13 protein-coding genes and 1 pseudogene are annotated in these 15,329 nt (G+C 71.1%); 9 read left to right on the plus strand and 5 right to left on the minus strand.

The window, feature by feature from the left end; all coding sequences use genetic code 11:
• Positions 1-547 precede the first annotated feature (547 nt).
• From ACO07H_RS05700 to ACO07H_RS05710, 3 genes are read left to right on the plus strand one after another with little or no spacing between them, the layout of a single operon-like run.
• Positions 548-3,496 carry a hypothetical protein gene (locus tag ACO07H_RS05700; protein ID WP_422012038.1) on the plus strand — a complete coding sequence of 983 codons (2,949 nt, stop codon included), beginning with the start codon at positions 548-550 and terminating at the stop codon, positions 3,494-3,496.
• Positions 3,496-4,221 (plus strand): dienelactone hydrolase family protein, encoded by a 726-nt coding sequence (locus tag ACO07H_RS05705; protein WP_422012040.1) that lies wholly within the window; start codon positions 3,496-3,498, stop codon positions 4,219-4,221. Before ACO07H_RS05700 ends, ACO07H_RS05705 begins: the two co-directional genes overlap by 1 nt.
• Positions 4,218-7,535 carry a hypothetical protein gene (locus tag ACO07H_RS05710; RefSeq protein ID WP_422012042.1) on the plus strand — a complete coding sequence of 1,106 codons (3,318 nt, stop codon included), beginning with the start codon at positions 4,218-4,220 and terminating at the stop codon, positions 7,533-7,535. The genes ACO07H_RS05705 and ACO07H_RS05710 overlap by 4 nt, the downstream gene beginning before the upstream one ends.
• 4 nt (positions 7,536-7,539) lie before the next feature.
• Here the strand turns inward: ACO07H_RS05710 and ACO07H_RS05715 are convergent, their stop codons facing one another.
• The 5 genes from ACO07H_RS05715 to ACO07H_RS05735 all read right to left on the minus strand — a co-directional run bounded on the left by ACO07H_RS05715 (position 7,540) and on the right by ACO07H_RS05735 (position 10,809).
• Positions 7,540-7,626: a PEP-CTERM sorting domain-containing protein gene (locus ACO07H_RS05715; RefSeq protein ID WP_422018595.1), complete on the minus strand. Its 87-nt coding sequence runs from the start codon at positions 7,624-7,626 to the stop codon at positions 7,540-7,542.
• Positions 7,627-7,632: 6 nt separating this feature from the next.
• Positions 7,633-8,253, minus strand: a complete 621-nt coding sequence (locus ACO07H_RS05720) for a hypothetical protein (protein ID WP_422012044.1) — start codon at positions 8,251-8,253, stop codon at positions 7,633-7,635.
• Positions 8,254-8,394: 141 nt separating this feature from the next.
• On the minus strand, positions 8,395-8,835 hold the full coding sequence (dtd, locus tag ACO07H_RS05725; protein ID WP_422012046.1) for a D-aminoacyl-tRNA deacylase: 441 nt from the start codon (positions 8,833-8,835) through the stop codon (positions 8,395-8,397).
• Positions 8,832-9,725, minus strand: coding sequence for a cation diffusion facilitator family transporter (locus tag ACO07H_RS05730; protein ID WP_422012048.1), 894 nt, complete (start codon positions 9,723-9,725; stop codon positions 8,832-8,834). Before ACO07H_RS05730 ends, dtd begins: the two co-directional genes overlap by 4 nt.
• Before the next feature lie 13 nt (positions 9,726-9,738).
• Positions 9,739-10,809 carry an alpha/beta fold hydrolase gene (locus tag ACO07H_RS05735; RefSeq protein ID WP_422012050.1) on the minus strand — a complete coding sequence of 357 codons (1,071 nt, stop codon included), beginning with the start codon at positions 10,807-10,809 and terminating at the stop codon, positions 9,739-9,741.
• Positions 10,810-11,056: 247 nt separating this feature from the next.
• Here ACO07H_RS05735 and argB point away from each other — a divergent pair, with 247 nt between their 5' ends.
• The 6 genes and pseudogenes from argB to ACO07H_RS05765 form a co-directional block, all read left to right on the plus strand.
• Positions 11,057-11,962, plus strand: a complete 906-nt coding sequence (argB, locus tag ACO07H_RS05740; protein WP_422012052.1) for an acetylglutamate kinase — start codon at positions 11,057-11,059, stop codon at positions 11,960-11,962.
• Positions 11,959-12,639, plus strand: coding sequence for a pyrimidine 5'-nucleotidase (locus ACO07H_RS05745; RefSeq protein WP_422012054.1), 681 nt, complete (start codon positions 11,959-11,961; stop codon positions 12,637-12,639). The genes argB and ACO07H_RS05745 overlap by 4 nt, the downstream gene beginning before the upstream one ends.
• 76 nt (positions 12,640-12,715) lie before the next feature.
• Positions 12,716-13,402 carry a response regulator gene (locus ACO07H_RS05750; protein ID WP_422012056.1) on the plus strand — a complete coding sequence of 229 codons (687 nt, stop codon included), beginning with the start codon at positions 12,716-12,718 and terminating at the stop codon, positions 13,400-13,402.
• Positions 13,403-13,411: 9 nt separating this feature from the next.
• Positions 13,412-14,023 (plus strand): nucleoid occlusion factor SlmA, encoded by a 612-nt coding sequence (gene slmA, locus ACO07H_RS05755; protein WP_422012058.1) that lies wholly within the window; start codon positions 13,412-13,414, stop codon positions 14,021-14,023.
• Between the two features lie 24 nt (positions 14,024-14,047).
• Positions 14,048-14,914, plus strand: coding sequence for an ATP-binding protein (locus tag ACO07H_RS05760; protein ID WP_422012060.1), 867 nt, complete (start codon positions 14,048-14,050; stop codon positions 14,912-14,914).
• Positions 14,911-15,327 (plus strand): annotated as a pseudogene (locus tag ACO07H_RS05765) (NUDIX domain-containing protein); the annotation flags it as partial. The gene ACO07H_RS05760 and the pseudogene ACO07H_RS05765, both read left to right, overlap by 4 nt.
• Positions 15,328-15,329: the final 2 nt, after the last annotated feature.

Below are 15,329 nucleotides of genomic sequence, written 5' to 3' on the forward strand. Positions count from 1 at the left end.
GCCCCCGCGGGCGAGTTACTTTCTTGTGCGGACAAGAAAGTAACCAAAGAAACCGCCCCTGCAAAACCGCCCCTGCGGGGTGCCCTGCGATGCTCGAACTCCGAGGCTCGCGCCGAACTCGCTTCGCTACGCTGCGCTCAGACAACGTCGCGAAGTCAGTCGTTGAAGCGTGCTTCGCACGCGCCTCGGAGTCCTGTGCTTCTCGGCGGTTTAGAAGGGGAGTCCCCAGAACAGCCAACAGCCAAGCCCAACAGCCGGCCAGCGGGTGTATTTCTCTTGCCCCCTTGAGCCCCGCCGAGGAACGCAAAGTCTTGAGGCCGCGTGCGCAGCACGCTTCAAGAACTGACTCCGCACGGTTGTTTGAGCAGAGCGTAGCGGCGCGAGTTCCGGGCGGGGCCTCAAGGCTTGAGTACCGCAGGGCACCCGAAGCGCAGCGCAGGGCGGGGCGGTCGGGGGGAGCTCTTTGCCTACTTTCTGGCGGGACAGAAAGTAGGTCGCCCGCCGGGGCGAAATCCCGGCACGACACTTCGCAGCAGGAAGGTGCCGCATGAAGCGCCTGCTGCTTGCACTGCTCCTGGCCATCACGCACCTGGCCAATGCCGCAACGCTCGACGACCTGAAGGACCCCACCCCCTGGCAGGCCTCCGCCTCCGACCAGGTGAAGGCCTCCGTCTCCAGAGACCCGCGCGACGACAGCCTCTGCCTCGCCTACGACTTCGCCGGCGTCTCCGGCTACGCCGTGCTGCGCCGCGAGCTGCCGGTCGCCTGGCCGGCCGACTTCGCGCTGACGACGCAGCTCAAGGGCCAGGGCAAGCCCAACGACGTGCAGATCAAGTTCGTCGACGCCAGCGGCGACAACGTCTGGTGGATCCACCGGCCTGCGCTGGCGCTGCCCGACACGCTGACCGAGATGCGCTTCAAGCGCCGGCACGTCGCCTTCGCCTGGGGCCCGACCGAGGACCGCCTGCTCAGGCAAACCCGCTTCATCGAATTCGTCGTCGTCGCCGGCCAGCAGGGCGGTGGTGCCGGCGAGCTGTGCGTCGGCTCGCTCGCCCTGGAGCCGCGTGAGCCGGCGCCCAAGGCCTGGCCCGAGCCGCGCCGCACGCGGCGGGGCGGCGAGGTCACGCTGGACTTCCAGCGCCTGCGCGAGTTCAACGGTCTGTGGTTCGCAAGCGGTGAGGCCACGCGCATCGAGGCGTCCGACGACGACCGCCGCTGGAAACTGCTGGCGGACAGGCCTGGCCGCGCCGTCTTCCTCGGCGAGCAGGAATGGCGCTGGCTGCGCGTGCGCCACGAGGGCCGCAAGCCGCCCGACGTGCAGTTGCGCGACGCTTCGCAATGGCCCGACCGCAATGCCGCCATCGCCGAGTGGGCCAAGGCATTGCCGCGCGGCGACCTGCCGCGCGCCTTCGTCGGCGAGCAGAACTACTGGACCGTCGTCGGCGTGGACGGCGGTGCGCAGCGTTCCGGCCTGGTCAGCGAGGACGGCGCCATCGAGCTCACGCGTGGCGGCCCCAGCATCGAGCCGGCCGTTCGGCTGGCCGATGGCCGCGTCGTCACGTGGGCGCAGTCGCGCATCGAACACGGCCTCGTCGAGCAGGCGCTGCCGGTCGTGCAATGGCGCCATGCGGACGTGGAGTTGCGTGTGGAGGCTGCCGCCGATGGCGAGGCCAGGTCGCCCGCCCTGCTGGCCCGCTACACGCTGCGCAACCCGACGGCGAAGCCGCAGCGCTACGCGCTGCTGCTCGCGCTGCGCCCCTGGCAGGTCAACCCGCCGCAACAGTTCCTGTCGACACCCGGTGGCGTCAGCCCGCTGCCCAAGCTGGCGTGGGCCGATGGCCGGCTCACCGCGGCGGGGCTGACCGTTAAGCCGCGTGAGACGCCCGGCGAGGTGCGCGCCGCCCGCTGGAGCGCCGGCCTGGGCCTCACGGCGCTGCTGCAGGCGCCGCCGCTGCAGACGCTCGTCGACGCCGATGAGCTGCCTTCGGCGCTGATGCGCTTCGACGTCGAACTGGCGCCGGGCGAGGCGCGCAGCCTGGGCTGGGTGACGGGCGGCGACGCCAGCGCGCTGGACACGCGGCTGGCCGTGGCCGCGGCGCAGTGGCGCGACCGGCTGAGCCACCTCGACCTGCGCCTGCCGCCGCTGGCCCAGCCCGTGGCCGACACCATGCGCAGCGCGCTGGCGCAGATGCTGATGTCCCGCGACGGCCCCGCGCTGCGGCCCGGCACGCGGTCCTACGCGCGCGCCTGGGTGCGCGACGGCGCCATGATGGTGGCGGGCCTCGTGCGCATGGGCGAGGCGCAGGCGGCGCGCGAGTTCGTCGACTGGTTCGGCGGCTACATCTTCGACAGCGGCAAGGTGCCGTGCTGCGTGGACCAGCGCGGTGCCGACCCCGTCGTCGAGAACGACAGCCACGGCCAGTACCTGTTCGCCGTCGCCGAGCTGTACCGCCACACGCAGGACCGCGAACTGCTGGTGCGCCACTGGCCGAAGGTGCAGAAGGTCGTCGCGTGGATGGACGCGCTGCGCCTGAGCGAACGCAAGCCGGACGCAGACCCGAGGTTCAAGGGCCTGATGCCGCCGTCCATCAGCCACGAGGGCTATTCGGACAAGCCGGCCTACTCGTACTGGGACGACTTCTGGGCGTTGCGCGGCTACAAGGACGCCGTGCAGATCGCCCAGGCGCTGGGCGAGGCCGACCAGGTCAAGACCTGGACCGCGTCGCTCGACGAGTTCGCGGCGGACCTCGCATCGTCCATTGCGGCGACGGCCCAGCACTACGGCCTGGGCTACGTCGCCGGCGCCGCCGACCGCGGCGACTTCGACGCCACATCCACGACGATGGCGCTGAACCCCGCGCAGGCCGAGAACCTCGCACCCGAACTGCTGCGCGGCACCTTCGACCGCTACGTCACCGAGGCGTTCGCGCGCATCGATGGTGCGAAGGCATGGAAGGACTACACACCCTACGAACTGCGCAACGTCAGTGCGCTGGTGCGCCTGGGCCGCGTGGACGACGCGCACCGGCTGCTGGCCTGGTTCTTCACGCATCAGCGCCCGGCGGGCTGGAACCAGTGGGCCGAGGTCGTGCTGCCCGATGCGCGCCAGGTGCAGTTCCTGGGCGACATGCCGCATGCGTGGATCTCGTCGGACTACCTGCGCGCGGCGCTGGACCTGTTCGCCTACGAGCGTGAGACCGGCCTCGTGCTGGGCGCCGGCCTGCCGGCGAGCTGGCGCATGGCCGGCCACATCGGCGTGGCCGGACTCTCCACGGCATGGGGCCGTTTGGATTACCGTCTCGAACGCCGCGCCGGGGGGTGGACACTCTTCGTCGACCGTGTTCCCGAGCGGCTGGCCGGTGACCTGCGCCTGGCCTGGTCGGGCAGCGAGCCGCTGCCGCGCGCGAGCGCGGACGGCCGCGAGCTGCCCTGGCAGGGCCGCGAACTGGCCTTGCCTGCCGGCAGCACCACCGTCCAACTGGAAGCCCGCCCATGATGAGCCGACGCCACTTGCTGATGACTTCTCCCGCGCTGGTCAGCGCCTGCGCTTCGCTGCCATCCGCACCACCGGTGCCGCCCGAAGGCCTGGCGGCCGGCGAGCAGAAGGCCTGGCAGCTCGAAGGCGAGCGCATGTGGATGTGGCTGCCGCCCGAGTACGCGCAGCGCCGCGAGCGCTGGCCGCTGCTGGTGTTCCTGCACGGCTCGGGCGAGCGCGGCAGCGACCTGGAAGCCGTCAAGCGCAACGGCCCGCCGATGTTGGCTGCGCGCGGCACGACCTATCCATTGGTGCTCGTCAGCCCACAGCTCGAAGCCGGCGCCGTGTGGAGCCCCGAGCGGCTGCACCAGCTGCTGGCCGCGCTGAAGACGCGGCTGCATGTGGACCCGCAGCGCTGCCTGGGCACGGGCCTGAGCCTGGGTGGCCACGGCATGTGGCATTGGGCCAGCACCTACCCGCGCGACCTCGCGGCCATCGCACCGGTCTGCGGCTATGGCGACCCGGCCCGGGTGGCCGCGATGCGAGACGTGCCGGTGCGCGCCTATCACGGCGACGCCGATACCGTTGTGCCGCTCGCGAAGCAGCAGGCCTGTGTGGACGCGCTGCGTGCCGCCGGCGGCCGCGCCAGCTTCACCATCTATCCCGGCGTGGGCCACGATTCGTGGACGCCCGCCTACCAAGACCCCGACCTGCTGCCCTGGCTGTTGGCGCAACGCCAGTCATGACAATGAAACCGCACCTGATCCGCAACCAAGCCGGCCTCGAAGTCGAGCTGCTGTCCCACGGCGCGCTGCGCCGCGTGATGGTCAACCCGGGGTTGATGCTCAACCTGTTCCCGGGCAACGAACTGGAGGGCGGCCCCGCCAACCTCTGGCTGCGCCGCCATGATGCCGGCGGCGTGCGGCTCGCGCCGCTGCTGGGCCCGCTGTCACCGCTGAGTGCGCACGTCGCGGACGGCGGCTTCGAGATGCGCGGCGACTGGGACGGGCTGGCGTTGCGGCTGCAACTCCGCCTCGCCGCGGACGCCCCCACGCTGTTCTGGCACCTGGACGTCGAGAACCGCGGCGCCTCGGTCTGCGAGGTCGTGCCGCTGTTCGTGCAGGACGTGGGCCTGGCCGGCTACGGCGCCATCCGCACCAACGAGTTCTACGTCAGCCACTACATCGACCTGCAGCCGCTGCACCATGCGCAGCACGGCGTGCTGCTGGCCGCGCGCCAGAACCAGGCGCAGGACGGCCGCCACCCGTGGCTGCTGGCCGGCTCGCTGCGCCGCGCAGAGTCGTTCGCAACCGATGCGGCCCAGGTCTGGGGCCATGCCGCCCGTGCGGGCGATTTGCCGCCCGCGCTGCTCGCCGGTTTGCCCGGCACGCGGCTGCAGCAGGAGCACGCCGTCGTCGCGCTGCAGGACCAGACCCTCACGCTGGCACCCGGCGCCGCCGCCACGGCCGGCTTCTTCCTGACGCTGCAGGCCGATCACCCCGAGGCCAGCAGCGACGCCGACCTCGCCTGCCTGCCCGCGCTGCTGGCCCTGCCCGAGGCCCGGCCCGGCGTGGCGCTGGGCAGCGCCGGCCGGCCGCCCGCACCCAGCCTGTTCGCGACGGCGCCGCTGCTGGTGAGCCAGGACCTGGGCGTCGAGGCGCTGCGCCCACTGTTCGGCGAGCCGCGCCACGAGGAATGGGAGAACGGCGAGCTGCTGAGCTTCTTCGCCGGCGAGGCCAGCCACGTCGTGCTGCGCGCCAAGGAGCTGCGCGTGCAGCGCCCGCACGGCCACATCCTGCGCAGCGGCGAGCACCTGGTGCCCGACGAGGCGGCGCTCACCTCCACCTGCTGGATGGGCGGCGTCTTCCACGCCATGCTGACCCAGGGCCACGTCAGCATCAACCGGCTGCTGTCCACGCAGCGCACGCTGCTGGGGCTGTTCCGCTCGGCCGGCCTGCGGCTCTTCGTGCAGGACGTGCAGGAAGCCGGCCAGGAGAGCGGGCAGGGCTGGCAACTGCTGGGCCTGCCGTCGGCATTCGAGATCCAGCCGCAGCGCTGCCGCTGGGTCTACGCGCATGCGGGCGGCGTCATCGAGGTCGTCGCCGAAGCCGGCGCCGAGCCCGACGTGATGGACCTCGCGCTGCGCGTGCTGAAGGGCGCGCCGGTGCGCGTGCGCGCCAGCCTCAACCTCGCGCTGGGCGGCGACGACGGCGCCGCGCCACTGACCCCCGGCGTGACGCGCCAGGGCGAGCGCCTGCGCGTCACGCCGCCGGCCGGCAGCGAGCTGGCCGAGCGCTTCCCGGGCGGCGCCTTCGAGATCGACGCGCCGGGCCTGGCCGGCCTGGGCGGCGATGGCCTGCTGTATGCCGACGGCGCCAGCCGCGGCGAGCCCATCCTGTGCCTGGACTTCGACGCCGCGGCCGCGATGCGCGTGACACTGCGCGGCACGCTGCTGTGGGCCCAGCCGCCCGCGCGCCAGCCGCTGGTGCTGCCGCAATGGCAGGCGGCGCATCCCGCGCATGCGGCGCTGGCGCAGCTCAAGGACATCCTGCCCTGGTACGCGCACAACGCGCTGGTGCACTACCTGTCGCCGCGCGGCCTGGAGCAGTACTCCGGCGGCGGCTGGGGCACGCGCGACGTCTGCCAGGGGCCGCTGGAGATGCTGCTGGCGCTCGGGCAGACCGCGCCGGTGCGCGACCTGCTGCTGCGCGTGTTCGCGGCGCAGAACGCGGACGGCGACTGGCCGCAATGGTTCATGTTCTTCGAGCGCGAAAGCGACATCCGCGCCGGCGACTCGCATGGCGACATCGTCTTCTGGCCGCTGCTGGGCCTGGCGCAATACCTGATCGCCTCGGCTGACGCGGGCGTGCTGGACGAGCCCGTCGCCTTCCATGGCGGCGAAACCGTCACGCTGGCCGCGCATGTGGAGCGGGCGCTCGCGCTGATCCGCCGCCGCGTCGTGCCCGGCACGGGCCTGGCCGCCTACTGGCATGGCGACTGGAACGACTCGCTGCAGCCGGCCGACCCCGCGCTGCGCGAGCGCCTGTGCAGCGCCTGGACCGTCACGCTGCACCACCAGATGCTGCACACGCTGGCCCGCGCCTTCGGCCAGATCGGCCGGGCGGCCGAAGCCGCCGGGCTGGTGGCCGAGGCGGCCGGCGTGCGCGCCGAGTTCCAGCGCCTCCTGGTGCAGGACGACGTGGTGGCCGGCTACGCGCTGTTCCCTGAAGCCGGCGAGCGCGAGCTGTGGCTGCATCCCCGCGACACGCGCACCGGCCTGCACTACAGCCTGCTGCCGATGATGCATGCGGTGCTGGACGACATGTTCACGCCGGCGCAGGCACGCCACCAGGCCGCGCTGATCGAGCAGCACCTCAAAGGTCCTGATGGCGCCCGGCTGTTCGACGCGCCGCTGCCCTACCGCGGCGGCCCTTCACGGCTGTTCCAGCGCGCCGAGACCAGCGCCTTCTTCGGCCGCGAGATCGGCGTCATGTACATGCACGCCCACCTGCGCTACGCGCAGATGCTGGCGCACCTGGGCCATGCCGAGGCCTTCCTGGACGCGCTGGCACAGGCCCACCCCATCGCGCTGACCGACCGCGTGCCCAGCGCCAGCCGGCGCCAGGCCAACTGCTACTACTCCAGCTCCGACGCCGCCTTTGCCGACCGTTACGAGGCCCAGGCCCACTACGGCCGCGCGCTGGCCGGTGAGGTGGCGCTGGACGGCGGCTGGCGCATCTACTCCAGCGGCCCGGGCATCGCCCTCGGCCTGGTCATCTCGTCGCTGCTGGGCCTGCGGCTTGAGCACGACGCGCTGGTCATCGATCCCGTCATGCCGCCCGCACTGGACGGCCTGGCGGTGCAGCTGACGCTGGCCGACCTGCGCTTCGAGCTGACCTACCGCGTCGGCCCGCGCGGCCACGGCGTGGAGCGCGTGCTCGACGAGGCCGGCCAAGAGATGCCCGCCTCGCGCCGCCCGCATGCCTACCGCATCGGCGCCCTCGCGCTGCCGCGGCCGGCGCCGGGCGGCGTGCATCGCTGGACCGTCGAGCTGGGCTGACGGCTCAGTCGTTGCGGCGCTGCCGGCGCGCGGCGGCCAGCAGGCCCGCCGCGCCGAGCGCGAACAGCGCCGCCGAGGCCGGCTCCGGCACGGCCTGTTAGAGGACGTTGTACGAACCGACGTTGTCGTCGTAGTAGCCCGCCAGCGCATTGAAGGCAAAGGCATCGGCGATGCCCAGCACCAGCATGCCCGCGCCGTCCGGGATGTGGAACACCTGTGTGGCGCCCGACCCTGTGCCCGTGAGGCCGTCGCCGATGAAGAACACCTGGCGCAGGCCCGGCGCATAGGACGCCAGCCCGTAGTCGGCTGCGCTGCTGTACGTCAGGTTGCCCGGTGCCGCCAGGCCCGAGATATCCCCGGCCTCGATGAACACGCCGACCAGGCCGCCCGACAGCGGGCCGCTGAAGCCCGAGATCGGGCCGACCGACGGGATGTTGGTGTAGCCCGAGAAGCCGCCGCCGTCCGGGCCGTTGTCGATGCTGCCGCCCCAGCCTGCCAGGCCGCTGGCCGCGAAGGTGACGGAGCGGCCCGTGCCGGCGTCCAGCGTGATCACGGGGGCGACGACGCCACCGCCGCCGCCGCCCGGCGCGGGCGTGCTCACGCCGTAGCCGAAGATGTTGGCCTTCGCATCGACGGTCAGGCTGGCCGACTGGGCCTGGGACAGCAGCGGTACGGCAGCCAGCAGGGCCGTGGTGAGGAGGGTGGTGGGCAGCTTCATGGTCTTCCTTCCTGAGTGCGGCGAGGCAGCGCATGGCTGCCCACGAACAGGCCGCATTGAAGCAGCGCAGCGCAGGGTGGGCCATCCCACGGAAGGGGTGGCCGTCGGATGTCCGGTTTTGCCGATGGCGCCCGGAGCGCCTCAGGCCATCCGCATCGGGATGGTCACCGGCCCGTCGTTGACGAGGTGCACCTGCATGTCCGCGCCGAACTCGCCGCTGGCGACGACCGGGTGCTGCCGGCGCGCGAGCGCCAGCAGGTGTTCGTAGAGCCGCCGGCCTTGTTCGGCCGGTGCCGCGCCGGTGAAGCTGGGCCGGTTCCCGGCGCTGGTGTCGGCGGCCAGCGTGAACTGGCTGACGATGAGCAGCCCGCCAGCCACGTCCTGCACGCTGCGGTTCATCTTGCCGGCGTCGTCGCTGAAGATGCGCAGCTTCAGCACCTTGGCGATGAGCTTCTCGGCCATCGCCTCGGTGTCGGCGGGCTCGGCGCACACCAGCATCAGCAGGCCCGGGCCGATGGCGCCGACAACCGCGCCGCCCACCTCCACGCGCGCCTCGCCCACCCGCTGCAGCACGGCGATCATGTGCGGTCCTTCGGGTCGTCGAAATGCGCTTCCACGTCCATGGGCAGCAGCTGGATGGTGGCGCGCAGGCCAGGGACCGCCTGCATCAAGGCCTGCTCGACCGCGGCGCGCTGTTGCGCGGCGCGGCCCAGCGACCAGGTGGCGGGCATGTGCATGTGCAGGTCCACGAAGCGGCGCTGGCCGGCCACGCGGCTGGCGATGTGGTCGAAGCGCACGGTCTCGGGCTGGCGGAACGCGTCCAGCGCCGCCTGCACCTGCTGCATGGACTCGGCGTCCAGCGCCGTGTCCATCAGGCCCTGGCTCGACTGGCGGATGAGGTGCACCCCTTCGCGCAGGATGTTGAGCGCGACCCCGATGGCCAGCAGCGGGTCCAGCCACTGCCAGCCGGTGGCCATGACCCCGAGCAGGCCGGCGACGACGCCGGCAGAGGTCCAGACGTCGGTGATCAGGTGGGGGGCATCGCCCTCCAGCGCCACGGAGCGCACCTCGCGCGCCTTGCGCAGCATCGCCCAGGCCATCAGTCCGTTGAGGGCCGAGCTGACGACGGCGAGCGTCACGCCGACCGCGATGCCCTCCAGCGGCTGCGGATGGTGCCAGCGGTCCACGGCGCCCCAGATGATGCCCAGGCCGGCCGCGATGATGAGGATGCCCTCGAAGCCGCTGGAGAAGTACTCCGCCTTGTGGTGGCCGTAGGGGTGCTCGGCATCCGGCGGCTGGGCGGCGAGCGTGATCATGGCCAGCGCGAACATGGCGCCGGCCAGGTTCACCAGCGACTCCAGCGCATCCGCAGCGAGGCTGACCGAGCCCGTCCACCACCAGGCGGCGGACTTCAGCGCGATCGTCACGAGCGCGACCGCGACGGACAGCTTGAGGTAGGCGCTGGCTTGCATGGGCAACGATTGTCTAGCGGGCGTCGCCGGCCAGTGCGTCGGCGCGCACGCGGCTGCGCAGCACGTCGAGTTGCGTGTCCATCATCGTGCGGCTGGGGTCGTGGCCGGTGCGCGGCATGGACAGGAATTCCTTGCGCGGCGCGGCCAGGCTGTCGAAGTAGGCGCGCGAAACCTCGGGCGTCGTGACCAGATCCTGCTCGCCCTGCAGCAGGAAGACGGGCATCGCGAAACGCTTGCCCAGGCGGCGCAGGTCCAGCCGGGCCGCCATGCCGTCACCCGAGCGACCGACGAACTGGAGGTAGGAATAGTCCTCGCCCGCTTCGTAGTCGGCGCCGTAGGCCGGCGTGTCATAGCCAGGGGCGGGGCGCAGCCAGCCCTTGGGCATCGGATCGGTCTTCAGCGCCTCGTAGGTGCGCGTCACACGCCGCAGGATGCCGAAGGCGCGCGGGTCGGTCCAGGGCGGCGGGCCGAGCTTCTCCAGCTTGGCGACCGAGTCGGCGTCGTTGGCGGCGCGGGCCAGGCCCAGCGTGCGCTCGTAGCTGGGCTTCAGGTTCGCGTCGTTGCCGACGAGCTGCGCGGTGCCCACATAGGCATGGAAAAGCGCGGGGCTGGCCTGCGCCATGTGCACGGCCAGCGCCGAACCCCAGGAGCCGCCCATCAGGATGACCTTGCGCTTGCCCAGCCGTTGCGTCAGGTAGGTCGCCACCTCCACGCCGTCGCGCGCGAGTTGCTCGACGGTGAGGCGCTCGTCGTCGGCGGGCTTGTTGGCGCCGTAGGTCTTGCCGGCGCCGCGCTGGTCCCATTGGACGACGGTGAACTCGCCCGTCCAGCCGCCGAACAGCGTGTGCGCGAACGGCGTGTTCGGGTTGCCGGGGCCGCCGTGCACGATCAGCACGACCGGGTTCGCGCAGTCGCGGCCCTCGATGACCACCCATTGGCGGATGCCGCCGATGGCGACGAAGCCGGATTCGTCCACCGGCTGACCCGGCTCGCGGCAGGCCGGATGCAGCGGCACGGTCTGCGCCATGGCGAGGCAGGCCGACAACGACAGCAGCGCTGCCAAGGCCCATGTCCAGGACTTCATGTGTTTTCTCTGTGCCTTGCGGGAAGAAGCGGCGCAGTCTAAGGGTGCGTGGCGGGGTGCGGCCGCGTCAGGCTGGCGGCTGCGTATCCCCGCGCTGTGTCGCAGACTCTGCATGCCTCAACTCACGGGCGTTGTCTGGCCGGCGGGTGTCGTCGCTTTCCTGTTGATCCCGATGGTCGGCCAGGCCCTCGACACGGTGATCGCGCTGGCGCCTTTCTAGAATCGCCCGAAATCCTCTGGAGCCCGCATGACCACCCCCCCGACCACCGACGTGTCCCACATCGCCCCGCGCGAGAAGGCCGAGATCCTGTCGCAGGCGCTGCCCTACATCCGCAAGTTCCACGGCAAGACCATCGTCATCAAGTACGGCGGCAACGCGATGACCGACCCGGCGCTGCAGCAGGACTTCGCCGAGGACGTGGTGCTGCTCAAGCTGGTGGGCCTGAACCCGGTCGTCGTGCACGGCGGCGGGCCGCAGATCGAGGGCGCCTTGAGCCGCCTGGGCAAGAAGGGGCAGTTCATCCAGGGCATGCGCGTGACCGACGAGGAGACGATGGAAGTCGTCGAGTGGGTGCTGGCCGGCCAGGTGCAGCAGGACATTGTGGGCCTCATCAACGCCGCCGGCGGCAAGGCCGTGGGCCTGACGGGCCGCGACGGCGGCATGATCCGCGCCAAGAAGCTCAAGATGCTGGACAAGGACGACCCCAACAAGGAACACGACGTGGGCCAGGTCGGCGACATCGTCTCCATCGACCCCAGCGTCGTGAAGGCGTTGCAGGACGACCAGTTCATCCCCGTGGTCAGCCCCATCGGCTTCGGCGAGCACAACGAGAGCTACAACATCAACGCGGACGTGGTCGCCGCCAAGCTGGCCACCGTGCTGCAGGCCGAAAAGCTCTTGATGCTGACCAACATCCGCGGCGTGCTGGACAAGGCCGGCGAGCTGATGACGGAGCTGACGCCGCGCCGCATCGACGAGCTGGTGGCCGACGGCACGATCAGCGGCGGCATGATCCCCAAGATCGCCGGCGCCATCGACGCGGCCAAGAGCGGTGTCAATGCCGTGCACATCATCGACGGCCGCGTGCCGCATGCGATGCTGCTGGAGGTGCTGACGGACCAGGCTTACGGCACGATGATCTCGTCTCGATGAATCCTCGCGACCGCGTCTGGCTGTTCGACCTCGACGACACGCTGCACAACGCGTCGCATCGCGCGTTCAAGGAATTGAACGCGTCGATGACGGCGTACATCGAGACCCACCTGGGGCTGGCGACGGACGCGGCCGTCGCGCTGCGCCACGGCTACTGGCTGCGGTATGGCGCGACGCTGACCGGTCTGCAGCGCCACAACGGCGTGAAGGCTGCGCACTTCCTGCACGAGACGCACCTGCTGCCAGGGCTGGACGAGCATCTGCATGGCCATTCGCACGACCTGGCGGCGCTGCGGCGGCTGAAGGGCCGCAAGATCCTGATGACCAACGCGCCGCGCGCCTACGCAGAACGGGTGCTGGCCGCCATCGGGCTGCTGGGCGTGTTCGAACGGCTGATCTGCATCGAGGACATGGCCTGCTTCGGCCAGTCGCGCCCCAAGCCGGACGCGCGCATGTTCCGCGTCGTGCTGGCGGCGCTCAAGCTGCGGCCGCAGCGCTGCATCCTGGTGGAGGACACGCTCGTGCATCAGAAGACGGCGCGCGGGCTGGGGCTGAAGACGGTGTGGATGCAGCGCTGGCTGCGCCAGGCCGGTGCGCAGCGCCTGCAGCGGCGGCCGGTCTACGTCAGCCGGCGCGTGCATTCGCTGGCCGCGCTGGCGCGGTCCCCCCAGTTGTGAAGGAAGACGCCCAGGGGCGAGCGGGTATCCTCTCCCGGCAATCCCCATCACGCGCTTTGAAGAGGCCGCCCCAGGCATGACCCCGTTCTCGGTCCTGATCGTCGAAGACCAAGCCCGCTTCCGCGAGGCCTTCACCCACGCGCTGGGCAGCGTGCCCGACATCGAACTGCTGGGCATCGCGCCCGACCTGCCGCAGGGCCGGCGCATGTTCGACCAACTGCAGCCCGATGTGCTGCTCGTGGACCTGGACCTGCCCGGCGGCAGCGGCATCGAACTGATCCGCCACGCGGCGCAGACGCGGCCGCAGTGCGAGGTGATGGTCATCTCCGTGTTCGGCGACGAGCAGCATGTGGTGGCCAGCATCGAGGCCGGCGCGACCGGCTACCTGCTCAAGGACAGCCTCGCGCTGGACCTGCCCGGCCAACTGCGCTCGCTGCGCGCCGGCGGCAGCCCCATCAGCCCGGTCATCGCGCGCCGCCTGCTGGTGCGGCTGGCGCCCGGTGCGCAGGGCTCGACCGGCCCGTCGCCCGAGGCCATGGCCGCGACGATGGCGGACGAGGAAGTCGTCGCACTGTCCGAACAGGAGTCGCGCGTGCTGCACCTGGCGGCCAAGGGCTTCACCTTCGACGAGATCGCGCAGTTCATGCAGGTGTCGCCGCACACGGTGATGACCTACGTCAAGCGGGTCTACCGCAAGCTGCATGTGCGCTCCAAAGTGGAAGCCATCTACGAAGCGCGCCGGCTGGGCTGGTTGAGGGACTAGCATCCCCTCATGGACGCCGAACAGCCCGCCACCGAAAGCCCTGCTCCCAAGAAACGCCTGAAGCCCGGCGAGCGCCGCACGCAGATCCTGCAGGTGCTGGCCGGCATGCTGGAGCAGCCGGGTGCCGAGCGCGTGACGACCGCGGCGCTGGCGGCCAAGCTGGACGTGAGCGAGGCGGCGTTGTACCGGCACTTCGCCAGCAAGGCGCAGATGTTCGAGGCGCTGATCGACTTCATCGAGCACAGCGTGTTCACGATGGTCCACCAGATCACCGAGACGCCGCTGCCGGGCCAGGCGGCGCGCATCGTCGGCGTCATCCTGCAGTTCGGCGAGAAGAACCCCGGCATGACACGCGTCATGGTGGGCGACGCGCTGGTGCACGAGCACGAGCGGCTGACCGCGCGCATGAACCAGTTCTTCGACCGCATCGAGTCGTCGCTGCGCCAGGTGCTGCGCGCCGTGGCCGAGGCGCAGGGGGCCATGGCGCCCACCGTGCAGGCCAATGCGCAGGCGTCGGTGTGGGTCAGCTTCGTCATCGGCCGGTTGCACCGCTATGCGCGCACGGGCTTCAAGCGGCTGCCGACGGAGCAGCTCGACGCCGCGCTGAAGTCGCTGGGCTGACTTCGGCCCGCCTAAACTGCGGCGATGTCCGCCGCTCTGGAATCCCTGATCGCCCGCGCCGAAGGTCTGCTGACCCGGCTGGAAGCGGTCCTGCCCCATCCCGCCGCGCCACCCGACTGGGCGGCCTCCACCGCGTTCCGCGCGCGCCGCCGCCATGGCGCGCTCGCGCTGGAGCCGGTGCGCTCGGTCAGCCGCATTCGGCTGTCCGACCTGCAGGAGGTGGAACCGCAGAAGGAGCGCCTGCTGCGCAACACGGCCCAGTTCGTGGCCGGCCGCCCGGCCAACAACGTGCTGCTGACGGGTGCCAAGGGCACGGGCAAGAGCTCGCTCATCAAGGCCGTGCTGAACGAGTTCTCGGGCCGCGGCCTGCGCCTCATCGAGGTCGACAAGGCCGACCTCGTGGACCTGCCGGACCTCATCGAACAGGTGGACGGCCGGCCGGAGCGCTTCGTCGTTTTCTGCGACGACTTGAGCTTCGACGAAGGCGAGGCCAGCTACAAGGCGCTGAAGAGCGTGCTCGACGGCTCGGTCGCCGCGGCGACCGACAACGTGCTGATCTACGCCACCAGCAACCGCCGCCACCTACTGCCCGAGAAGATGGTGGACAACCTCTCCGGCACGCACGGCGAGCATGGCGAGATCCACCCCGGCGAGGCGGTGGAGGAGAAGATCTCGCTGTCCGAGCGCTTCGGCCTGTGGATCAGCTTCTACCCGTTCAGCCAGAACGAGTACCTGGCCATCGTCGCGCAATGGCTGCGGCATTTCGGGCTGGACGAGGCGGCCATCGACGGCGCGCGCCAGCCGGCGCTGATCTGGGCCTTGGAGCGCGGCTCGCGCTCTGGCCGCGTGGCGTTCCAGTTCGCGCGCGACCTGGCGGGACGGGCCGAATGAGCGAGCGTGACATCACCGAAGTCGCCGTCGGCGTGCTGGTCAGGCCCGACGGCCAGTTCCTGCTGACGTCCCGCCCCGAGGGCAAGGTCTACGCCGGCTACTGGGAGTTCCCCGGTGGCAAGGTCGAGCCGGGCGAAACCGTCGAGCAGGCGCTGGCGCGCGAGCTGCGTGAGGAGCTGGGCATCGACATCGGCCAGGCCCACCCGTGGAAGGTCGAGGTCTTCGACTACCCGCATGCGCTGGTGCGGCTGAACTTCTGCAAGGTGTTCGACTGGACCGGCGAGTTCCAGATGCTGGAGGGCCAGCAGATGGCCTGGTCCGGCCTGCCCGTGCAGGTGAGGCCGGTGTTGCCCGGCACGGTGCCGGTGCTGCAGTGGTTCGCCCAGGAGCGCCAGCACGCCGGCCCCACGCACCG

Origin of the sequence: Roseateles sp., from assembly GCF_965229315.1 — a bacterium.
Taxonomy (GTDB): Bacteria; Pseudomonadota; Gammaproteobacteria; order Burkholderiales; family Burkholderiaceae_C; genus Pelomonas.